Source organism: Kitasatospora sp. NPDC004531, from assembly GCF_053602195.1.
Genome location: NZ_JBSGDD010000030.1, coordinates 37,081 through 58,624, shown reverse-complemented (window position 1 = coordinate 58,624; position 21,544 = coordinate 37,081). Strand labels below are relative to the sequence as shown.

The window sequence follows — 21,544 nt, the reverse complement described above, 5'->3', positions numbered from 1 at the left end:
GACGGGGCTGCGAGCCCTGATCCGCGCGGGAGTTGGCTACCGACCGGTACGGTCGGGTCCATGACCACAGCTCTCATCACCGGCGCGACCGCCGGCATCGGTGCCGCCTTCGCCAGCCGCCTCGCCCGGGACGGCCGCGACCTGGTGCTGGTCGCCCGCGACGCCGAGCGCCTGCGGGCGTCCGCCGCCGAACTCACCGACCGCTACGGCGTCCAGGTCGAGGTCCTCCCCGCCGACCTCGCCACCGACACCGGCATCGGCGCCGTCGAGGACCGCCTCCGCGACGACGCCCGGCCCGTCGACCTGCTGATCAACAACGCCGGCTTCGGCAACCGCGGCGCGTACCTGGACGTGCCCGTCCAGGACGAACTCGACATGCTCAAGGTCCACATCGAAGCCGTCCTGCGCACCACCACCGCCGCCGTCCCCGGCATGCGCGAACGCGGCTTCGGCGGGATCGTCAACCTCGCCTCGGTCGCGGCCTTCGTCCCGCGCGGCACCTACGGCGCGACCAAGGCCTGGGTCGTCAACTTCACCCTCGGCATCGCCCGTGACCTGGCCGGCAGCGGCGTCCGCCTGCAGGCCCTCTGCCCCGGCTTCACCCGCACCGAGTTCCACGAGCGCGCCGGCATGGGCACCTCCGCCATCCCCTCCTGGGGCTGGCTCACCGCCGAGCGCGTCGTCGACGAATCCCTCCGCGACCTCGCCCGCAACCGCCCTCTGTGCGTCCCCGGCAAGCGCTACAAGGCCGCCGTGACCGCTGCCCGCCTCCTGCCCGTCGGCGGCCTCGGCGGCCTCTCCACCAAGGCCGGCCGCGACTACCGGAAGGGGTGACCGAACCGTGGGCGCGGGGGGTGGACCCTGCATCCTTGCACTCGGTGAGAACGCCTGATCAGAACAGAAAGAGCCCTACCCGGAGGTGGTGCTTCGGGTGGGGGCTCTGGCGTGTGTCAGGGCTGGCCCAGGCTTGCTACGACGGGTTTGCACGGTGGGCAGCTTCGTCACACACCCGGACCAGCGCTGACACAGCCGCGCCCTGTCCGCCGGGGGGTTCCAGTCGTCAGTACTGATGCCCAGCCCGGCGGCGAGTAGCGGCGCGCAACAGCCTGCGGTACCAGGAAGGGTGAAGTGCCTTCCACATCGCCGCCACCTCGGGGCCCATGGTCGGTCGTCGCAGGTGCTTATGGTGGTCGCGCATCAGGTGGTCGAACTCGCCGCTCGCCAACGCGTCGCGCAGTCCGGCGAGTTCGGCCGGCCGCAGGCGCAGGAGGCGGCGGTCGTCCTCGATGTGGCCCAGGACGAGCCAGCCGTCCTGGGCGGCTGCGATCACGACTCCGCGGATCTCGTCCTCGTCGTCCACGGCGGTTGCCTCCCAGTGCAGGCCCAGTCCGAATGCTTCGCGGGGGTAGTACTCGACCAGTGCGGTCATGGTGATTCCTCGTCCTTCGTAGGTGTTCCGCCGATCTCAAGCCAGACGTGCTGCCATGCCTCGGCCTTCCGGTGTCCGAACCGGTCGGCCCGGCTCAGCACCGCGAGCAGGCCCACCGTCTGGCCCAGATCGGGCTGCCCGCGCACTCGAACGGACACCCTCACCGCCCCGCCACGCGTCCACGTGATCGACGGACGCTCACGGGTCAACACAGCCAGTTCCGCGGCGAGTTCACCTGCCCTCGCCCGCGCGGCCCGCAATTCATCGTTCGCCAGCGGGTCATCCGGCCCGCCGACCTCACCCACACACATCACCGGGCAGGTACAGGTCGAAGGCCAGCAGCGGCACGTCCTCGGGGCGCGGCTTCTCACCGGCCTCCGCCCTGATCCTGGTCATGCTCGCCGCGTACGCCCTGCGGGTGTCGGTCAGCTCCACTACCTCATCACGCATGACCCGCGCTTTCGAACGAGCTGGCGGACGCCCTGCCGCGACAGACATGACCGGCTCCCCGTGGTTCTTGGTTTCCTTGAACAAGAGACCAATTTAGGGCCGATCTGCGGTCGTCGAGGGTGATTTCCTGTTACTGCAAGAGCTCGTCCCTGACGCTCTCGACCAGTCCACGCATTGCCTCGCCGGAAACAGCCGAAAGAGAGAATCCGTCAAACTTTTGGAGGTAAACGGCGACATCCTTGGGGTCGGTCACCACGATCTCGGCATGGATGGCCTCGACTGTCACGATCCGGTTGTCACGAATCGCAAACGAGTGGCCCGGAGCATCTACTTGGTCTGCCGCCAATGAAACAATCCGAATATCAACGTTCGGCAGTCTGGACAGCGAAATAATTCGATCGAGCTGCCCCGCCATCATGGCGGGCGGGAGTAGCCGCCAGCGCAGTACTGATTCCGTAATGATGAACTGGAGTTTCTTGCTGGAGTCGTAGAGGACCTGCTGTCTTTCGAGCCTGGCTGCAATTGTCTTGGCGAGGGTATCCGCGCCGAGATTCTTTCGAGCGAGCACGGCACGAACGTACTCCGGCGTCTGCAAAAGCCCAGGGATCAGCGACGACTGAAAGAGCCTGAGCAATGTCATTGACTCATCCAGTGCGCGGATCTGCTGTTGCTTTCGGTGGTATCCGAGCCGCCGGACCAGCCGCCATGCCGTGGCCTCGGTGGCGGCCTCACGGGCAGCCGCCAAGTACTGGGACTTGACTTCGTCCGATACGCCTATGGCCGTGAGGATTCGCTCAACGTCCAGGGCCCCGGCCGGGGCCTTCCCTGTCTCAATCTTGCTCAGCTTGCTCGGAGACATGAGCGCGCTGCGGGCAACTGCCTTGGCTTCCTTGCCGGATGCCTCACGCAGCGCCCGCAGCGCGGTCCCGAGATTCGTCCTGTTCACGCGCCGTACTTTGCCCACCAGTCGGCGAACGGCTCGGCGTGCTCCATTGCGGCGTCGCGATAGGCGAGAAATTCGGGGAGGCGATCCACCGCAAGGAATTCGGTGCCGAGGTACTTGCCCGCACCGTCGTAGCTCATCGCCCCGACCGCCCGATCATCGAACAGCCAGAAGTCGGGAGCGCCGGGGATGGGGTTCAGTCGCTCGGTGGTGTCGAGGATGAAGAACTCTTCTCCTGCCGCCGCGTTCCTCTGGTATCCCCACCCGAGTTCGAATCGCAAGTACGGAGTGAGGGGCCTGGACAGGATGTGAACGCGGTACATGCGCTTGCCGGCCGCAGTGGCATCGCGAACCGTGTCAACCCACGGGGCCGACCTGTAAGAATCCGGCTGCGGCTTGCCTGCAAGGAATGCGTGGTAGGCGTCGATCCCGCCCGACTGGCTGTAGTCGTCCAGCGTTTCCAGTCGAAAGGCACCCGATTCGAAGGTCTCGAACCATTCCGCGAGCGTCTTAGACGAGGTTGTCACGGACGGCCTTCCGGATGAGTTCGACGGGGATCTCGACCACGGTTTCGTGACCTGGAAGCGTCAGGCCGTGATCAGCTGGTGTCTCCCCCTGGACCAGCAGCGTCCCACGATCGGTGGCGTACAGCGTCGGACATTCCCCGTCGTCACACGAGCTGATCAGCATTTGGACTAGCACAAAAATGCCCCCTCCTCCGGCTGTGGTGTCGGGTTCGATGCTCCCGAAGCCGCGACAGGAGGGTCAAGGGATCACAGTTGCGGGAACGGGAAACTGCTCCGCGCGCCGCCAGGGCGGAACCCGGCTCATCGTGGCCGCCGACATAGTGAGGAGCCGCCGCTTGGTACCCGGGGCTGCCCGGCGGGCGAGACCGGCCCGACGCAGCGTTGGAAACGAGAGGCACGAAGCCTCGGCCCCGCCGTCCGCCTGGGGGCGGAGGGGGGATCCGCCGCGGGGCGGATGCCGTGATGGGCTCCTGGGCAGACGTCAACTCCGGTGCTTGGAGCCTACGTTCGTCGTATGACCAGTATTCGTCGCGCGGCCCTGACCGCCGCGCTCGCTCTTGTTCTGCCGCTGCCGGTCGCTGTCGCGGCTCCTGCCTTCGCCGCCCCGCCGCCGGGCGCCGTCGCGTCCGTCGGGGTCGGGTTGTCGGTCTCGTTGCCCCGTCCGACCGGGCCGTTCGCGGTCGGGCGGGACGTGGTGCACCTCGTCGACCGGGGGCGGCCGGACCCGTGGGTGCCGGGGGCGGGGGCGCGGGAGCTGATGGTGTCGATGTACTACCCGGCCCGGGCCGGGAGCGGGACGTCCGCGCCCTACATGACCACCGAGGAGGCCCGGCTGCTGCTGTCCGCGAAGGCCCCGGGGGCGGGCCTGCCGCCGGAGGCGCTGGCCGCGACGGGCACCTGGGCGCGGGACGGCGCCCGCCCGGTCGGCGGCCGGTTCCCGCTGGTGCTGCTCTCGCCGGGCTTCACCTTCCCCCGGGCGGCGTTCTCCGGCATCGCCGAGGATCTCGCCAGCCGCGGCTACGTGGTCGCGCTGATCGACCACACCTACGAGTCGACCGGCGTCACCCTGCCGGACGGCCGCACCCTCGGCTGCGCCATCTGCGACCACCCGCCGGCGGGCGGCGTCGCGGCGATCGCCGAGAGCCGGGCGAAGGACGCCTCGTTCGTCATCGACGAGCTGACGTCGAACCGGTCGCCGTGGGCGCACGCCCGGCTGGTCGACCGGCACCGGATCGGCATGGCCGGGCACTCGATCGGCGGTGACGCCGCCGCCGTCACGATGGCCGCCGACGGCCGGGTGCGGGCGGGCGTGAACATGGACGGCACGTTCTTCGCGCCCGTCCCGGCGGGCGGCCTCGGCGGGCGGCCGTTCCTGCTGCTCGACGCCGGCCTGCACGACGGCCCGGGCACGGACCCCAGCTGGGACCAGGCGTGGTCCCGGCTGGACGGCTGGAAGCGGTGGCTCACCGTCGCCGGGGCCGAGCACGGCACGTTCAGCGACCTGCCGCTGCTCGCGCAGGCCGCGGGCATGCCCGCCACCCCCGGCGCGATCGACCCGGTGCGCGGAATCGCGATCACCCGCACCTGCCTCGCCGCGTTCTTCGACCTCCAGCTGAAGGGGAAGCCCGCGCCGCTGTTCGACGGGCCGTCCCCGGAGCTGCCGGAGGTCGCCGTCCGACTCCCGTAGCGCCGGCGGCCGGTGTCCCCGTCCGGCAGGTTCAGCCGGACGGGGACACCAGGCCCGCGTCGTAGGCGGCGATGACCAGGTGGACCCGGTCCCGGGCGTCCAGCTTGGCGAGCAGCCGGGCGACGTGGGTCTTGGCGGTGGCGGGCGCGATGTACAGCCGCTCGGCGATCTCGGCGTTGGACAGGCCGCGGCCGACCAGGGCCAGCACCTCGTGCTCGCGCTCGGTGACCCCCGGCAGCGGGCGCGCCGGCGCGGCGGGGGCGGGCCGGGCGGTGAGGTCGGCGATCAGGCGCCGGGTGACGCTCGGGGCGATCAGGGCGTCGCCGGCCGCGACCACCCGGATCGCCGCGAGGATGTCCACCAGGGCCATGTCCTTGACCAGGAAGCCGCTCGCGCCGGCCCGCAGCGCGGCGTAGACGTTCTCGTCGTCGTCGAAGGTGGTCAGGATCAGCACCTGCGGCACCGGGTCGGCCGCGCCGGAGGTGAGCAGCCCGGTGGCCTCGATCCCGTCCATGCCGGGCATCCGGATGTCCATCACCACGACGTCCGGGCGGAGCCGCTCGGCCTGCCGGACGGCCTCGGCGCCGGTGGCGGCCTCACCGGCGAGCTCCAGGCCCGGGGAGTGGGCGATGGCCATGCCCAGCCCGGCGCGCACCAGTTCCTGGTCGTCGGCGAGCAGCACCCGGATCGCGGGCCCGGCGCCGTCGGCGCCCCGCTGGTCGGCGCTCACGCGGGCAGCCTCGCGGCGACCCGGAAGCCGCCGCCGGGGCGCGACCCGGCGCTGAAACGGCCGTTCAGCAGGGCGACCCGCTCGCGCATCCCGGAGATCCCGTACCCGGCGGCTCCGGTGCGGCGGCCGGGCGCCCGGCCGCCGTCGTCCAGCACCTCGATGGCCAACTCCTGCTCCTGGTAGGCGATGTGGACCTCGCAGCGGTCGGCGCCCGCGTGCCGCAGCACGTTGGTGACCGACTCCTGGACGATCCGGAAGGCGGCCAGATCGGTCTCCGGCGGCAGCGGACGCGGCTGCCCCTGCCACCGCACCCGCACCTCGACGCCGGCCTGCGCCATCGTCGCCGCCAGCCGCTCGACGGCCTCCAGGCCCGCGGGCGGCGCGGCGCCCGCCGGGTCCTCGCCGGTCTCGGCGTGCCGCAGCGACACGAGCATCCGCCGCAGCCCGGCCAGGGTCTCCCGGCTGGTGGCGTCGATGGCGTCCAGGGCCCGGCGCGCGCCGGCCGGCTCCACGTCCAGCACCATGCTCGCCGCGCCCGCCTGGATCGCGATCACCCCGATGCTGTGCGCCACCACGTCGTGCAACTCCCGGGCGATCCGCAGCCGTTCGTCGGTGATCGCCTGGCGGGCGGCGTACGCGCGCAGGTCCGCGCTGTAGCGGCGCTGCTGGCGGATCGCGTTGCCGATCGCCCATGGGACGGCGATGCCGGCCAGCACCGCCGCGGAGGTGCTGACGAGGTCGCTGAGCTCCGCCTGGTCGGTCCGCATCGCCAGCGTCCTGCCGAGCCAGGCGACGAACACGGCCGCCCCGGCGGGCACCGAGACCCGGGCGGGGCGGACCATGGCGAGGTGGCCGATCAGGACGTCCATCGCGAGGAACAGCGGCCAGGTCCGCTCGCCGAGAAACAGGACCAGCTGCGACTCCGCCAGCAGGATCCAGAACACCTGGACCGGCCACCGCCGGGCCTCGCACACCGGCAGCGCCAGCAGCACGGCGAGGCCCACCCGCAGGCCGAGCGGCACCGCGATCTCCTGGTGCCGGAACCCGAACGGCGGGTTCAGGTCGAACGTCGTCGACATGAAGAGCAGCAGGGCGAACTGCCCGGCGGCGCACCAGTTCAGCGCCGTCCAGACCCCCGGCGGCAGTCGCCTCAGCCACGGCGCGCGCGGCACGTCCCGATCCATGCGGCGAATGGTAGCCAGCCGCGCCGCCGCCGGGCGTCCGCCCACGGGCATACGCCCGCAGGCGGAGGGCGGCACGCGCCGGACCGGACCGGCGGTCGGGAAATACCGCGCCCGGCGAGAATGTTAGGTTTGCTAATGGTGAGTGAAGCTCGTTAAGCTCGCCGTGCCCCGTCCACCGACCCTCTGGAGGTTTCCGTGCGACTGAACCGGATCGACTGGGAGCCGCCCGAGGGGGCGGAGAAGCAGCCGGCCCAGGTGCGGCGGATCCTGCGGCTGTTCAAGCCGTACGCCGGACGGCTGGCCGTGGTCGGACTGCTGGTGGCGGCGTCGGCGGTGGTGTCCGTGGTGACGCCGTTCCTGCTGCGGGCGGTGCTGGACGTGGCGATCCCCGAGCGCCGGACCGGCCTGCTGACGCTGCTCGCCGGCGGCATGATCGCCGCGGCCGTGATCACCAGCGTGCTCAACGTGGTGCAGACGCTGATCTCCACCACCGTCGGCCAGCGCGTCATGCACGACCTGCGGACCTCCGTCTACCGGCACCTGCAGCGGATGTCGCTGGCGTTCTTCACCCGGACCCGCACCGGCGAGGTGCAGTCCCGGATAGCCAACGACATCGGCGGCATGCAGTCCACCGTCACCGGCACCGCCACCTCGCTGGTGTCGAACTTGACGGCGGTGATCGCCAGCGTGGTGGCGATGGTCGCGCTGGACTGGCGGCTGACGATCGTCTCGCTGCTGCTGCTCCCCGTGTTCGTGTGGATAAGTCGACGTGTCGGCCGCGAGCGGAAGAAGATCACCGGGCAGCGGCAGCGGCAGCTGGCCAAGCTGTCCTCGGCGGTGCAGGAGTCGCTGTCCGTCAGCGGCATCCTGCTCGGCCGCACGATGGGCCGCTCCGCCTCGCTGACCAGTGAATTCGCCGCCCAGTCGGACGAGTTGGCGGCCCTTGAGGTGCGCTCCAGCATGGCCGGCCGGTGGCGGATGTCGACCATCGGGATCGTGATGGCCGCGATGCCCGCGCTGATCTACTGGGCGGCCGGCCTGGCCACCGCCGCCGGCGCGCCGATCGTCTCGCTCGGCACCCTGGTCGCGTTCGTGTCGCTGCAACAGGGCCTGTTCCGGCCCACCGTGAGCCTGCTGTCCACCGGAGTGGACGTGCAGACCTCGCTCGCGCTGTTCCAGCGGATCTTCGAGTACCTGGACCTGCCGGTGGAGATCGACGAACCCGAGCACCCCGTCCACCTGGAGCGGATCCGCGGCGAGGTGCGCTTCGAGGACGTCGAGTTCCACTACCGGGCCGACCAGGACCGCCCCACGCTGGCCGGCATCGACCTGACCGTGCCGGCCGGCGGCTCGCTCGCCGTGGTCGGCGAGACCGGCTCCGGCAAGTCCACGCTGTCCTACCTGGCCCCGCGGCTGTACGACGTCACCGGCGGGCGGGTGACGATCGACGGAGTGGACGTGCGGGAGCTGTCCTTCGAGACGCTGGCCAGGGCGGTCGGCGTGGTCTCCCAGGAGACCTACCTGTTCCACGCCTCGGTGGCCGACAACCTGCGCTTCGCCAAGCCCGAGGCCACCGACGAGGAACTCGTCGCCGCCGCGAAGGCCGCCCAGATCCACGACATGATCGCCGAACTCCCGGACGGCTACGACACCGTGGTCGGCGAGCGCGGCTACCGGTTCTCCGGCGGCGAGAAGCAGCGCCTGGCCATCGCCCGCACCGTGCTGCGCAACCCGCCGGTGCTGATCCTCGACGAGGCCACCAGCGCGCTGGACAACCAGACCGAACTGGCCGTCCAGCAGGCCCTGGACGCCCTCGCCGAGGGCCGCACCACGATCACCATCGCGCACCGGTTGTCGACCATCAGGGACGCCGACCAGATCGCCGTCCTCGACCACGGCACGATCGCCGAACTCGGTACCCACGAGCAGCTGTTGGCCGCCGGCGGCCGCTACGCGGCGCTGCTCGACCGGGAGGCGCTGCCGGCCGGCGCGCACTGACGGGCCCGGCGGGCCGCACCGGGCTGGGCGCGGTGGCGGCCGCCGGGCAGCGGGTCAGGCGGCCTTCGGGGACTCGTTGTACTGCTCGGCGAGCTCCTGCCCGGACAGCGCGTGGATGGCGGCCATCACCTCGTCGGTGACCTGGCGGCGGGCCTTCGCGGAGCGGGCCTGGCCGTGCAGCTCGTCGAAGCGCAGCGGCTCGCCGAACCGGACGGTGATCTTGCGCAGCCGCGGAATGCGCTTCCCGACCGGCAGGATGTGCTGCGGGCCCTCCAGCGCGACCGGGACCACCGGGACGCCGGCGGTCAGCGCCAGCCATGCGACGCCGGTCTTGCCCCGGTACAGGCGGCCGTCCAGCGAACGGGTGCCCTCGGGGTAGATGCCGAACGCCCGGCCGGAGTTGAGGATCTCCAGCCCCTCCTCCAGCGAGGCGGTGGCGGCCCGGACGCTGCCGCGCTCCACCGGGACGGCGTTGATCACGTGCGTGAAGAAGTACCGGGAGACGGCGCCCTTGAAGCCCGTGCCGGTGAAGTACTCGGCCTTCGCCAGGAAGAACACCTGACGCGGCGCGGCCAGCGGGATCACCACGCTGTCCACGAACGACAGGTGGTTGCTCGCCAGAATCACCCCGCCCTTGCGCGGCACGTTCTCCAGGCCCTCGATGGTCGGCCGGTAGAGCACCCGCGCGAGGGGCTTGAGTACGAGCTTGGTGACGAGGTCGATCGCTGGCACTTGGCCCTCCCTGGCCGGATGTCGGACCGCCCGGGCAGCCCAAGGGCGCACCTGCCGAGGGGGCGAGGCACGCGGCTCGGACGGGGGTCGGACCACTGGGTTCGCCTCGCAGACTACGACATCGCCCCGGCCGCCCGTCCACCACCCGTCACGATCAGGTCACTGCGATCCTCGTCACGCCCACCTGGTGGGAAAGCGTTTTCCCACCAGGTGAGACAGACCGTGTCCACGGCCGATCAGGAACGGTCAGCGGCCGAGCGGGAAGATCCGACTGACCACGCGCTCGGCGGCCCGGCCGTCGTCCCACGGGCAGAACCGCTCGCGGAAGCGCTGTCGGGCGGTCGGCTCCGGGTCGCCCGCGAGCAGCGCCTCGGTCAGCGCGTCCTGGTCGGTGGCGACGGCCCCCGGGGGCTCCTTCATCAGGTCGAAGTAGACGCCCCGGACCTGCTGGTACTCCTCCCAGTCGGGGGCGTACACGGCGATCGGCCGGTCCAGCACCGCGTAGTCGAACATCATCGAGGAGTAGTCGGTGACCAGGGTGTCCGCCGCCAGGTACAGGTCCTCCACCGAGGGGTGATCGGAGACGTCCAGCAGCCGCGCCGAGCCCGGGGCGGCCGCCAGGTCGCCCGCGCCGCCGTCGTGGAAGTAGTGGGTGCGCACCATCACCGTCCACCCGGAGCCCAGCCGTTCGGCCAGCGCCGGCAGGTCCAGCAGCGGCAGGTAGCCGCCCCGCGACTCGCGGTGGGTCGGCGCGTACAGCACGGTGCGCTGACCGGGGGCGATGCCCAGGTCGCGGCGCACCCGCGCGCACTCCTCGGTGGTGGCGTGCACCAGGCGGTCGTTGCGCGGGTAGCCGGTGTCCAGGATCTGGTAGGTGCCGGGGAACGCCCGGGCGAAGTGCTCGCTGGTGTGCGGGTTCGGCGAGACCAGGTAGTCCCAGCGCGCCACCGCCTCCTTCAGCCGCTCGAAGTCCATCCCGTCCGCCGCCACCGGGTGGTCCCGCAGGTCCATCCCCATCGCCTTCAGCGGCGTGCCGTGCTGGGTCTGCACGTGCACCGTGCCGGTCCGCTTCGCCATCGTGTGCGGGAAGTTGACGTTGTTGACGAAGTACTTGGCGGTGGCCATCGCCTTCAGGTACGCCGGGGTGTTGACGATCACGTACGGCACCCCCTCGGGCAGCGTCGCCGCCCGCGCCGCGTTCTCCACCACCCACACGCCGCGCACCTGCGGGGCCAGCTCCCGGGCCTTCTCGTAGATCGCCGCCGGGTTGCACGCGTACCCGCGGTGCCAGTACGCGGCGTACACCGCCAGGTGCTCGTCTATCGGAAGCCGCCGGAACGCGTTGTACGCGGTGAACCGGGCGCTGCTGCGCACCGCCTTCTTCACCCCGGGCGCGACCGCCTTCGTGCCGCGCTTGACGGCGCTCGGCAGCTTGCCGCCGCGGCGCAGCTCGGCGTAGGCGCGGCGGGCGCCGCGGGCGGCCAGCCGGTACTGGATGCCGCGCACGCCGGACGGGAAGCGGTACCCGGCCGGGCGGTGCTTCGCGAAGTGGGCGGTGATCCGGGCGAAGAACTCGGGGCGCAGCTCGACCGGGACCAGGCCCGGGCTGTCGTAGATGGTCAGGGCCTGCTTGACGGTGCGGTCGAAGACCAGGGTGCGGAGCCTGTTCGCCCGCTCGTCGCGGTCGAGGAAGGCGAAGATCGCGTCGTACTGGGCGAAGGCGTCGGCGTGCTTGGCCGAGGCGGTGGCGGTGATCGCGCCGGGGCGGCCGCGCCGGTAGCGGTAGCAGGGGCGGTCGAGGTAGACCAGCCGGTCGGCGGCCAGCAGCAGCGGGTAGGTGACGGAGATGTCCTCGTAGTACCCGCGCCCGAAGTGCACGTCGAGGTCGAGCAGGTACTGCCGGCGCATCACCTTGTTCCACACCGCGAGCACCGAGTTGAACAGCGCCGGGTGGTCGGCGGCGGTGCAGCCGGAGACCAGCGGGGAGCCGGCCAGCACGTGCCGCCACGGGTTCGGCTCCTCGCCGCCGTCGTGGTAGACGTGCGTGAAGTCGGTGAGGAGGACGTCGGCGGGCAGGTCGCGGGTGGTCTCGGCGCGCAGTTCGGCGAGGATCGCGTCGATGGTGCCCTCGGGCAGCCAGTCGTCGCTGTCGACGAACCAGACGTAGGTGCCGGTGGCCTCGGCGAGGCCGGCGGTGCGGGCGCCGCCCAGGCCCTGGTTCTCCGCGAGGTGCAGGACCCGCATCCGGGGGTCGCCGGCGGCGTGCGCGTCCAGGATGGCGCCGCTGCGGTCGGGGGAGCGGTCGTCCACCGCGATCAGTTCGACCTCGCCGGGGGCGGCGCTCTCGGACCGGAGTGACTCCAGGCACTGCGGCAGGAAGCGTTCCACGCCGTGGACGGGCAGGACGATGCTGAGCAGGGGTGGCACGTGCGTTCACTCCGCGAAGGGATGGGGTGGTTGCGGCGGATCCGCCCGGTCCTCGCCCACTTTACCGAGCGCCTACGGGCATGCCTCCGGCGCGGCCACAGCCGCGGCACCCCGGGCGCAGGTGGTCGGGGTGCCAGGGGTGCCGCGGGCGGCGCGAAGCGCTCACCGACAAGAACGCGACCGCCGGTGCCGCGCCCTTGAGCGACGACACCGGCAGTCCGGTTGGCGGTCCGACCGACCCTCAACGGTCGACCGCCGGTCCGTGCACCACGCCGGAGTCGGGCCGCCGCAGCGTCGAGACGGCCGCGAATGACTCACTGTGGTGCCGGAAGCCTGTCAGGTGATGAATCGGATGATTCGTTCATACTCGAACTCATCCGACCGGGCGAGGAGGGGTGCGACCCCTGATCCCCTGCCCGTACAGATACTGCTTGGAGGGACGGGCGGCGTCAATCCCTCGTATGTGTTCAATTTCTGAACTCTCGGTGCGGGGGTGGACGCCCCCGGAGGCCGTGCGCCCGGCGCACCCGGCGGCGGTGATGCGCCCGCGAACGCCCCGGACCGCTGCGGCGTCTGACGCCCGGTCATGCTTGGATGGTGCACCATCAACCGATGCGCAGTCGTGACCGATACCACCGTACTCGAGTGGAGCTTCCCCTCCGTTCGCACGATACGGTGGCAGAACACCAGGACGGTTGTGTGTAGGCCGTCATAGCCGGATAGTCTTCGCCTCACGGCCCTGGCGCCTCGTAGGGGTGGGAAACAGATGGAACAGATTCAAGTGCGGACGCGGCCCCGGGTGCCCGCGATCCAGTGCGGTGTCGGCGCGACCGGCCGCCGGATCGACCGGCACCTCGCGGTGCTCGGCGCCCCCGCGCTCTCGACGGTGGACACGGCGGAAGCCCTCGGCCTGATAAGGGAACTGACGCCGCGCGGCCCCAGCGTCCCGGTCGCCGTGCCCCGGCGCTCCGTGCGGGTCTCGCTGATGGCCCCGCTACGCCGGCTCAAGCGGAGCATGTTCGGCAGCCGCGGCTGACGACACCGACGTGAGGACGGGCGGCCCACCGCCCGTCAGCACGGACCCGACGGACCGGGAGTCCGTCGGGCCTTCGGCGTTCCCGGCGGCGAACCGCCCGGCCCTGGCGCACGGTTGCGCCGCGCTGGCGCACCCTGGCGGGCGGCCTTGCGGTCGGGTGGCGTTCGGCGGACGGGTCTTCGGGCGGGTCGACAAGATCGGTCAGGATGGCCCCATGTCCGACACCTTCCACACCACCACGCTCGACGTCACCACCGGCCGCAGAGAAGTCGCGCTCGACATCACCGACCGCTGCCACGACTTCCTCCGCGACGTCGCCGACGGCCGCGACGGACTGCTCAACGTCTTCGTCCCGCACGCCACCGCCGGCATCGCCGTCATCGAGACCGGCTCCGGCAGCGACGACGACCTGCTCAGTACGCTGCGCGAGCTGCTGCCCGCCGACGACCGCTGGCGCCACCGCCACGGCAGCCCCGGCCACGGCCGCGACCACGTGCTGCCCGGGCTGGTCGCCCCGCACGCCACCCTGCCGGTGGTGGGCGGCCGGCTCGCCCTCGGCATCTGGCAGTCGGTGGTCCTGATCGACACCAACGGCGACAACCCGGAGCGCACGCTGCGCCTGTCGTTCCTCGGCTGACGGGCCCGGCGGGCGGCGGTGCGGGTCCGGCGGCACGGGTCCGGCGTCGCGGCGCCCGACGTCGCGCCGCCCGGCGGGTCCGGCGGGTCGCGGTCAGAAGTCGATCGCCACCCCCTGGACGCGGTGGTTGTCGTTGAGCCCGCCGGTGGCGCCCGTGAAGCCGACCACGACGGCGTCCGGAACGGTCACGGCGGCGTCGATCGCCGGCCGGCCGTCCACGGCGACCTGGACGCGGCCGCCGGTGACCCGGACGTCCACGGCGTGGCTGCCGGTGCGCAGGTCGGGCACGTCGGTCGCGGTGGCGGCGTAGTCGAGCGCGTCGCCCCGGCCGCCGGTGGCCAGGCCGACGAAGTTGGCCGACGGGTCGTTGACGTTCTTGGACGTGTCCAGGGTGACGGCGAGGCCGCGCAGGCCGGAGTAGCCGAGCCCGCCGCCCGCGCCGCCGAGCGAGTGCGCTGTCTCGTGGGCCGCGTCGAGCAGGACGAGGGCCAGGCCGTCCGCCCCGGAGCCGCCGCCGATCACGGCCGTGAACCGCACGTGCAGGTTCGCCGAGGGCACCACCAGGTCGGCCAGGGCGGAGCCGGTCTGGCCGTTGATGGCCTCGGTGAGCTGGATGTCGCTGCCGGAGAGCACGGCGGTGCCGTTGAACGTCCAGTCGTCGGTGCTCGGCGCGGGGACGCTGCCGCCGGTGACGCCGGTGCCGGTGAAGGAGACGGTCTGCATGCCCTGGCCGTCGTCGCCGGTGATCAGGAAGTGGCCGGCGGCGTCGCCGGCGGCGGTGGGGGCGAAGACCACCGCCTGGTGGATCACCTGCCCGGCGCCGAGCTGCTGCCCCTCGGCGATCGGGCTCGGTGCGGCGAACGGCGCGGTGGGCGGCGCGGCCTTGGTGATGGTCAGCACCACGTTGCCGGTGTTGGCGATGTCGAAGGTCCTGCCGAGCGAGCCGCCGACCGGGACCTGCCCGAAGTCGAGCGCGGTCGGATCGATCGTCAGGTGCGGGGCGCCGACCACGGCGGTCCCGGTGAGCGGGACGGTGACCGAGTGGCCGTCCGCGCCGGTGACGACGAACTGCGAGCTGTCGCCGCCCGCCGGGCTCGGGGCGGTCGGCGCGTAGGTGACGGACACCGCGAGCGAGGCGCCCGGGTCGAGCGTGGAGCCGTCCGCGGGCAGGCCTGCGGCCGTGAACGGGGGCGCGGGCGCGGTGCTGCCGGAGATCGTCTCGACGGCGGTGCCGGTGTTGGTGACGGTCACGCCGACCGTCATCGCGGACCCGGTGGGCAGTTCGCCGAAGTCCAGCGACGGCGGCGACGCGGCGAAGCCGGGCCGGGTGCCGGTGCCGTGCAGGTCGAGGCCGACGGTGCCGCCGGTGCCGTCGGTCGTCACGGCGAAGGTGAGCGTCCCCGTCGCCCCGCCGGGACCGGTCGGCGCGAAGCCCACCGGGACGGCCAGGGTGTCCGCGGTGTTCAGGGCGGCCGGGAGGGCCGGGGGCGTGGCGCTGAACGGCGCGCCCGCGGTGATCGCGGTGACGGTGACGGCGCGGGTCGCGGTGACCGTCGCCGTGGCGCTGCCCGTGGCGCCCACCGCGACCTGCCCGAAGTCGACCGGAGTGCCCGTCAGCGCGGCCTGGGACGGGCTGCCGAAGGCGAGCAGGTGGCCGTCGCGGGTGCCGACGTAGACCCGGCCCGCGCCGACCGCGACCTTGGAGAACTTCACGGCCGTCCCGATCGGCGCCGACCAGCGCAGCGTCAGCACGCCACTGGCCGGCACCGCGTCGTACGCCCGCAGCTGCGCGTCGACGCCGTCGGCGCCGCCCGGGCAGACCACCCACACCAGCGCCGAGCCGGAGGTCGTGCCGTCGGAGGTGACGACCGGCGAACCCGGGTAGTGGCCGATCCCGGCGCCGCTGGAGCCCGAGTTGACCAGGACGGGCACGCCGGCGCCGTCGACGCCGAACTTGAGCGCGCGCAGGTGGCCGTCGTTCTCCGGGACGTACAGGAAGCCGCCGTCGCCGCCCCAGACGGCCGGGTGGCCCCAGATGCCGCGGAACGGGCCGGCCACGGACAGCGCCTTGTCCGCGCCGCCGGGCCCCTGGCCGCGCCCGCCCAGGTCGTCCCGGTCGAGGAGGAAGACCCGGCCGTCCTTGCCGATCTGCACCAGCAGCTTCGGGTGGGCGGCCGTGCCGAACGGCGGCGAGGGCAGGGCGACCGGGCCGCCGGACCCCAAGTCCTGGTCGTTCTGGTCGAGTTGGTCGGCGTTGGTGGGGCTGAAGAAGTCCACCGCCGCGAGCTGCCCGGTGCCGGACAGGCGGACCACCGACTCGGCGAGGTGGCCGGGCGGGCGGCTGCCCGGGCCGGGCGCGGGGGAGACGCCGTTGCCGGTGGAGAAGAAGATCCGGCCGGGGCCGTCCGAGACCAGGCCGCCGCCGCCCATCCAGATCCCGGTCATCTCGTTGCTGGACGCGTTCTGCGTGGCCCACATCCGCAGCGCCCCGGTGTCGGTGCGCACCCCGACCACGTAGCCGACGTACGGCCCCTTGTCGCAGTGCGAGCCGAACCCGGCGAACACCTCGCCGTCGAGCAGCAGCAGGCCCGGCCGCTGCATCGCGGTGAACGGGTTGAACGTGTTGCCGGGGTTGTTCGCCGGGGAGCCCTGGATCGTCACCGGCCAGCCCGGGGTCTCGTCGCCGGTCGCCACGTCGAGGCTGTGCAGGTACCAGTGCGGGTGGTTGGCGTCCGGGCCGTCGTTGACCTTCGCGGTGAGGTAGGCCCGCCCCGAGGAGGGGTCGTAGACCGGGGTGGCGGTGACGCCGAGGTCGGGGACCAGGTCGCCGCAGCCGATCGCGGAGGCCGGCCAGGCGGGGCCGAGCGACTTCGACCACAGGACCGCGCCGGTGACGGCGTGGATGCCGCAGACCTGGTTGTTCTCGGTGGCGACCAGCACGGTCGTGCCGATGACCAGCGGCTGGGCGTAGACCTGACCGTCCACCGCCGTCGAGAACAACTGGCCGAAGTCGGCGGAACTCACCTGGGCGGGCGCCAGCCTCGGCTGGTTCGCGTTCCAGCCGGTGCGCATCGGGTCGAAGGAGACGGTCGGGTCGTCGGCGGTCGGGGTCTGCGTCATCGTGCGCTGCCTCCTCCGGTTCGCGTCGCCGCCCGGGGCGGTGCCGGGGGCGTCCGTCCGGGCCCCGGAGGCGATCGTGACGGGTCGGGTACGGTCTCCAGCGTCGATCCGCGCCCCCGCTTGCGCAATCCCACGAAGGTGGCACGCCGGGGCCCGGGCGGCGGGCCGTACCCTGGACGCATGGCGGAGCAGAGCTGTGAGGCGTCGGCCGATCCCGAGCAGGCCCGGCGCGGGCTGCTGCCCGGCGGGCCGGGGGAGCGCGCCGCGTGCGTGCTGTGCGGCGAGGAGACCGAGTACCCGGCCGGGGCGAGCGGCGCCACGCTGTGCCCGGTCTGCACCTGGCAGCAGGCGCAGCGCGCGGCATGCTCCGGCTGACGATCCGTCGGACGACCGGGTCATGACCGTTTCCGTGCCGAGGAGCACCGGGCCCGCCACCGGCCTGCTGGAACGCCCGCACGCCACGCTCGCGTTCGACGTCGCCGGCGGTGCGGACGGGCCGCTGGCCGTTCACGCGCACGGCTCGCTGTCCAGCCGGGCGCACGAGGACCGGGCCGGGCTGTTCGACTGGACGCCGCTCACCGCGACCCACCGCCTGGCCCGCTACGACGCGCGCGGCCACGGCCGCTCCACGGGGCGGCCCGTCGCCGCGGACTACGGCTACCCCGCGCTCGCCGCCGACCTGCTCGCCCTGTGCGACCACCTCTCGCCGGACGCCCCCGTGACCGGGATCGGCGCGTCCATGGGCGCCGCGACCGTCCTGTGGGCGGCGCTCGCCCGACCCGAGCGGTTCGACCGCCTGGTGCTGGCGATCCCCGCGGTGGCCTGGGCGGCCCGCGAGCCGCGACGGACCGGGCTGCGGGCCGCCGCGACGCTGGTTGAACGGCGCGGGACGGGTGCCCTCCGGGTCGCCGCGAAGGTCTCCGGGCCGCCCGCCGTGCTCGCCGAAGTGCCCCAGTACGCCACCGAGTTCGACGCCGCCGACCACCTCGTCCCGGCCGTCCTGCGGGCCGCCGCCGAAGCCGACCTCCCCACCCCCGACCGCCTCCGCGAGCTCCCCCACCCCACCCTCGTCCTCACCTGGCCCACCGACCCCGTCCACCCCACCACCACCGCCCACACCCTCGCCACCCACCTCCCCCACGCCACCCTCCACATCGCCACCACCCTCACCGCCATCAGAAGTTGGGGCCGAACAGCAGCGGAGTTCGCGGCACCCCGGTGACTACCGGATCCGCAACTGCCGATCCCCGAAGTCGGCCACCAGCCGGAGCTGCCCGCCGAGCGCCTCGACGTACTCGCGGAGCGTGCCGAGGGAGGCGCCTTCGAGGTCGCCGCGTTCCAGGCGGGAGACGTTCGGCTGGGTGACGCCGATCAGCTCCGCGACCTCGGTCTGGGTCAGGTCCTGCTCCCGGCGGATCTCCGCGAGGCGATAGGCGCGGACCTCGGCATCGAGCTTGGCGCGATGCGCCGCCACCCGCTCCTCGTCGGTGACGACCTGGGCCCGGACTTCCTTCCAGGATCTGGCCATTGGCTACTCGCCCTCCTTGAGCGCGACGGGATCGGCGGTGGCGGTGCCGGTGGTGCCCGGTGGTGGGGTCAGGCGTCGGTGGGGGTGGTGTGGTGGGCGGTGGAGCCGTGGCGGTGTTTGCGGATGAGGAGTTGGGCGGGGATGCGGGTGCGGAGGTCGGCGACGTGGCTGACGATGCCTACGGCGCGGTCGCGTTCGCGGAGGGAGTCGAGGACGTCCATGACTTCTTCGAGGGTGTTCTCGTCGAGGGTGCCGAAGCCCTCGTCGATGAAGAGGGTGTCCAGGGGCATGCCGCCGGCCTCGTCGGTGACGACGTCGGCGAGGCCGAGGGCGAGGGCGAGGGAGGCGAAGAAGGACTCGCCGCCGGAGAGGGTGGCGGTGTCGCGTTCGCGGCCGGTCCAGGCGTCGACGACGTGGAGGGACAGGCCGGAGCGCTTGTTGCCGGAGACCAGGCCGTCGCTGTGGACCAGGGTGTAGCGGCCGCCGGACATCTTCAGCAGGCGGTGGCTCGCGGCGGCCGCGACCTGTTCGAGGCGGGCGGCCAGCACGTAGGACTCCAGGCGCATCCGCAGGGCGTTCTCGGCGGGCGCGCCCGCGAGCAGCGCGGCGAGGCGGCTGATCCGGGCGTAGGAGTCCAGGACGGGTGCGAAGGCGTCGGCGAGGGTGGTCAGGTCGCCGGTGATCCGGGCCAGCGCGGCGACCCGGTCCGCGGCGGTGCGGTGCGCGGTGTCGGCGGCGCGCAGCAGGGCCGTGGCGTGCTCCTCGGCGGCGTGCGCGGACGCGGCGTCCGCCGGCGGGAGTTCGGCCGCCGCGCGCAGCTCGGGGTCGGCGAGGCGGGCGGCGGTCCGCTCCAGCGCGGCGTCGAGCTGCTCGAAGTGCCGTTGCAGGGCGGTCCGTTGGGGCGAGGGCAGCGCGGCGGCGGCGAGCGCCGACAGGTCGGCGAAGCCCGCGTCGGCGGCGGCGCGTTCCAGCGCTGCGGTGGCCTCGGCGAGGCGGTGGGCGGTCTCGGCGGTGGTGCGGGCCGCGTCCTGGACGGCGGCGTGGGCGGCGGCGAGGGCGTCGACCGCGTTCGCCCGGGCCGCGACGGACGGGGCGTCGCCGCGCGCGGCGGTGATCCGGTCGGCCAGCGCGTCGAGTTCGGTGGCGAGCGCGCCCAGCCGGTCGGCGAGGACGGCGCCGCGCTCGCCCGCCTGCCGCAGCCGCTCGTCGCGGGCCTTGCGTTCCTGCTCCAGCCGTTCCGCCTCCTGGCCGAGCGGAACCAGCCGATCGGCGGTGTGCAGGGCGGCGCGCCGTTCGGCGGTCAACTCGTCGATGGCGGAGGAGAGTTCGGCGACCGAGCGGCCGGCGGCGGCGGTCCCGGCGGCCGCCGCGTCCACCTGGAGGGCACCCAACCGGCGCTTGGCGGCGTCGAGTTCGGCCTCGGCCGTGTGCTGGGCGGCGCGGGCGCGCTGCTCGTCGGCGGCCGTGACCTGGTCGGCCGACGGGCGGGCCGGGGCCGGGTGCTCGGCCGAGCCGCACACCCGGCAGGGCTCGCCGTCGGCCAGCTGGGCGGCCAACTCGGCTGCCATGCCCGCGAGTCGACGCTCCTGGAGGTCGAGGGTGCGGGCCCGGGCGGACAGCGCCGCATCCGTCAGGGCGCGGACCTCCGCCTCGGCGGCGGACACCTCGGCCAGCAGGCCCCGGTGGCGCTGCGCCGAGGCCTGACGCTCCATCAATTCACGCAGGCGCACATCGAGTTGGGCTAGCAGCGAGTGCGCCTCGCGGGCCGCGTCGAGCTCGACCTGCAGTCGCTTCACCTGGTCGTCGTGGCCGGCCAGCCACTCGCGCGAATCCTCGGCCAGCTCGTCGATGCTCTTCTGCTCGGCGGCCAACTGGTCGCGCTCGATCGTCAGTTGAACGTGCCGCTGCTCGTCCGCGCGGGCCTCCGCCAGCCGGGTCGCCTCGGCGCGCAGCGCGCGCTCGGCGTCGGCGGGCGGGAGGTCGCCGAGCAGCCGGGCGGCCCACGGTTCGGCGGTCCGGGCGGCAAACGTCGCGCGGTGGGCGGACTCGGCGGCGGTCGCGGCGGTGTGCGCGGCCAGTGCGCCGCGGTGCAGGTCGCGCAGCGGCGCCAGCGCCTCGGCGGCCAGCGCGAGCCGCAGCCGCGACCGGTCGGCGGCCGACTCCCGTTCGCGGGCGGCGAGTTCGGTGTGCTCGCGCAGCGCGGAGCGGTGCCGCTGCTGGCGGTCCGCCAGGGCGGTCTGCGCGTCCAGCCGGGCGCGGGCCCGGGTGCCGGCGGCCTCGGCGACGTCCAGCGCGAGGGCCGTCGCGGTGACGCGCTCGGCGGCCGTGCCGCGCAGCATCGCCGTCCAGGCCAGCACGTCGTCGACGGAGGCGTGCTCGCCGGGGCGGTGCGCGTCGGCGTCGGCGGCGAGCGGCCCGGCGGCCTCCTCGGCGCGGGCGGCCAGGTCGCGCAGCCGCTGCCGGCCGGCCTGCACCTCGTGCTCCTGGCGCAGCCGGCGCTCCGCCGTCCAGCGCTCCAACTGCTCGAACCGGCTGGTGTCGAACAGCTTGCCCAGCAGGTCGGCGCGCTGCTTGGAGTCCGCGCGCAGGAACCGCGCGAAGTCGCCCTGCGGCAGCAGCACGACCTGGCAGAACTGGTCGCGGCTCATGCCGAGCAGCCGGGTCAGCTCCTCGCCGGCCTCCTGGTGCGAGCGGCTGACCGGAACCCAGCCCGGCGCGCCCTCCCCGGCGTCCGCGACCCACTCGCGCAGCAGCGTCTGCGCCTTGTCCTTGGTCAGGCCCGTCCCGGTCTTCTTGGGCCGCAGCTGCTCCGGGCTGCGGGTGATCTCCAGGCGCCGCCCGCCGAGCGTCGCCTCCAGCACCACCTCGGTGCGCCGCGCCTGGTCGGCGTGGTCGCTGCGCACGCCGTTGCTCCTGCGCGAGCCCGGCAGTTCGCCGTACAGCGCGTAGCAGACCGCGTCCAGCACGCTGCTCTTGCCCGCGCCGGTCGCCCCGCGCAGCAGGAACAGGCCGGACGCGGTGAGCCGGTCGAAGTCGATCCGCTCCGTCGAGGCGAACGGGCCGAACGCGGTGACGGTGAGCTGGTGCAGCCTCATCGGGAAACCCCCTCCACGAGG

Annotated in this window: 20 protein-coding genes; 7 read left to right on the top strand and 13 right to left on the bottom strand. The window is 73.2% G+C overall.

The features are described from left to right. Positions 1-60 precede the first annotated feature (60 nt). On the top strand, positions 61-834 hold the full coding sequence (locus tag ACWEMJ_RS15315; RefSeq protein WP_452137510.1) for an SDR family NAD(P)-dependent oxidoreductase: 774 nt from the start codon (positions 61-63) through the stop codon (positions 832-834). Positions 835-1,060: 226 nt separating this feature from the next. Here ACWEMJ_RS15315 and ACWEMJ_RS15310 read toward each other — a convergent pair whose 3' ends face one another. The 6 genes from ACWEMJ_RS15310 to ACWEMJ_RS15285 form a co-directional block, all read right to left on the bottom strand. Further along, positions 1,061-1,429 (bottom strand): hypothetical protein, encoded by a 369-nt coding sequence (locus tag ACWEMJ_RS15310; RefSeq protein WP_452137509.1) that lies wholly within the window; start codon positions 1,427-1,429, stop codon positions 1,061-1,063. Continuing rightward, a complete protein-coding gene (locus ACWEMJ_RS15305; protein ID WP_452137508.1) occupies positions 1,426-1,734 on the bottom strand; it encodes a hypothetical protein in 309 nt (102 codons plus the stop codon). The genes ACWEMJ_RS15310 and ACWEMJ_RS15305 overlap by 4 nt, the downstream gene beginning before the upstream one ends. Then, positions 1,727-1,879, bottom strand: coding sequence for a hypothetical protein (locus ACWEMJ_RS15300; protein ID WP_452137507.1), 153 nt, complete (start codon positions 1,877-1,879; stop codon positions 1,727-1,729). The genes ACWEMJ_RS15305 and ACWEMJ_RS15300 overlap by 8 nt, the downstream gene beginning before the upstream one ends. Before the next feature lie 130 nt (positions 1,880-2,009). After that, a complete protein-coding gene (locus ACWEMJ_RS15295; protein ID WP_452137506.1) occupies positions 2,010-2,825 on the bottom strand; it encodes a helix-turn-helix domain-containing protein in 816 nt (271 codons plus the stop codon). Next, positions 2,822-3,349: a DUF6879 family protein gene (locus tag ACWEMJ_RS15290; protein WP_452137505.1), complete on the bottom strand. Its 528-nt coding sequence runs from the start codon at positions 3,347-3,349 to the stop codon at positions 2,822-2,824. Before ACWEMJ_RS15290 ends, ACWEMJ_RS15295 begins: the two co-directional genes overlap by 4 nt. After that, positions 3,333-3,512: a hypothetical protein gene (locus tag ACWEMJ_RS15285; RefSeq protein ID WP_452137504.1), complete on the bottom strand. Its 180-nt coding sequence runs from the start codon at positions 3,510-3,512 to the stop codon at positions 3,333-3,335. Before ACWEMJ_RS15285 ends, ACWEMJ_RS15290 begins: the two co-directional genes overlap by 17 nt. 351 nt (positions 3,513-3,863) lie before the next feature. Here ACWEMJ_RS15285 and ACWEMJ_RS15280 point away from each other — a divergent pair, with 351 nt between their 5' ends. Next, a complete protein-coding gene (locus ACWEMJ_RS15280; RefSeq protein ID WP_452137503.1) occupies positions 3,864-5,036 on the top strand; it encodes an alpha/beta hydrolase family protein in 1,173 nt (390 codons plus the stop codon). Positions 5,037-5,067: 31 nt separating this feature from the next. Here ACWEMJ_RS15280 and ACWEMJ_RS15275 read toward each other — a convergent pair whose 3' ends face one another. Together ACWEMJ_RS15275 and ACWEMJ_RS15270 are read right to left on the bottom strand one after the other, a co-directional pair. Continuing rightward, entirely contained in the window at positions 5,068-5,766 is a 699-nt protein-coding gene (locus tag ACWEMJ_RS15275) for a response regulator (protein WP_452137502.1), read from the bottom strand. Next, a complete protein-coding gene (locus ACWEMJ_RS15270; protein ID WP_452137501.1) occupies positions 5,763-6,950 on the bottom strand; it encodes a sensor histidine kinase in 1,188 nt (395 codons plus the stop codon). The genes ACWEMJ_RS15275 and ACWEMJ_RS15270 overlap by 4 nt, the downstream gene beginning before the upstream one ends. Positions 6,951-7,145: 195 nt before the next feature. Here ACWEMJ_RS15270 and ACWEMJ_RS15265 point away from each other — a divergent pair, with 195 nt between their 5' ends. After that, positions 7,146-8,948: an ABC transporter ATP-binding protein gene (locus ACWEMJ_RS15265; RefSeq protein WP_452137500.1), complete on the top strand. Its 1,803-nt coding sequence runs from the start codon at positions 7,146-7,148 to the stop codon at positions 8,946-8,948. Positions 8,949-9,002: 54 nt separating this feature from the next. Here the strand turns inward: ACWEMJ_RS15265 and ACWEMJ_RS15260 are convergent, their stop codons facing one another. After that, complete coding sequence (locus ACWEMJ_RS15260) at positions 9,003-9,671, bottom strand: lysophospholipid acyltransferase family protein (RefSeq protein WP_452137520.1); 669 nt, start codon at positions 9,669-9,671, stop codon at positions 9,003-9,005. A gap of 255 nt (positions 9,672-9,926) precedes the next feature. Beyond that, positions 9,927-12,107, bottom strand: a complete 2,181-nt coding sequence (locus tag ACWEMJ_RS15255) for a bifunctional glycosyltransferase/CDP-glycerol:glycerophosphate glycerophosphotransferase (RefSeq protein WP_452137499.1) — start codon at positions 12,105-12,107, stop codon at positions 9,927-9,929. 766 nt (positions 12,108-12,873) lie between these two features. Between ACWEMJ_RS15255 and ACWEMJ_RS15250 the strand changes: the two genes are divergently transcribed. Both ACWEMJ_RS15250 and ACWEMJ_RS15245 read left to right on the top strand, forming a co-directional pair. Further along, the gene (locus tag ACWEMJ_RS15250) at positions 12,874-13,143 is read left to right on the top strand and encodes a hypothetical protein (RefSeq protein WP_073809022.1); all 270 of its coding nucleotides are present in this window, start codon (positions 12,874-12,876) and stop codon (positions 13,141-13,143) included. Between the two features lie 214 nt (positions 13,144-13,357). Continuing rightward, positions 13,358-13,780 (top strand): YjbQ family protein, encoded by a 423-nt coding sequence (locus ACWEMJ_RS15245; RefSeq protein ID WP_452137498.1) that lies wholly within the window; start codon positions 13,358-13,360, stop codon positions 13,778-13,780. A 93-nt stretch (positions 13,781-13,873) separates the two neighbouring features. Here the strand turns inward: ACWEMJ_RS15245 and ACWEMJ_RS15240 are convergent, their stop codons facing one another. Further along, positions 13,874-16,804, bottom strand: coding sequence for a choice-of-anchor D domain-containing protein (locus ACWEMJ_RS15240; RefSeq protein WP_452137519.1), 2,931 nt, complete (start codon positions 16,802-16,804; stop codon positions 13,874-13,876). A 276-nt stretch (positions 16,805-17,080) separates the two neighbouring features. Here ACWEMJ_RS15240 and ACWEMJ_RS15235 point away from each other — a divergent pair, with 276 nt between their 5' ends. Further along, on the top strand, positions 17,081-17,275 hold the full coding sequence (locus ACWEMJ_RS15235; RefSeq protein ID WP_452137497.1) for a hypothetical protein: 195 nt from the start codon (positions 17,081-17,083) through the stop codon (positions 17,273-17,275). A gap of 22 nt (positions 17,276-17,297) precedes the next feature. Next, on the top strand, positions 17,298-18,122 hold the full coding sequence (locus ACWEMJ_RS15230; protein WP_452137496.1) for an alpha/beta fold hydrolase: 825 nt from the start codon (positions 17,298-17,300) through the stop codon (positions 18,120-18,122). On the opposite strand, the gene ACWEMJ_RS15225 is transcribed toward ACWEMJ_RS15230, so the two are convergent. Both ACWEMJ_RS15225 and ACWEMJ_RS15220 read right to left on the bottom strand, forming a co-directional pair. Continuing rightward, a complete protein-coding gene (locus tag ACWEMJ_RS15225) occupies positions 18,123-18,428 on the bottom strand; it encodes an XRE family transcriptional regulator (protein ID WP_452137495.1) in 306 nt (101 codons plus the stop codon). A gap of 68 nt (positions 18,429-18,496) precedes the next feature. Beyond that, entirely contained in the window at positions 18,497-21,523 is a 3,027-nt protein-coding gene (locus ACWEMJ_RS15220) for an AAA family ATPase (RefSeq protein ID WP_452137494.1), read from the bottom strand. Positions 21,524-21,544 lie beyond the last annotated feature (21 nt).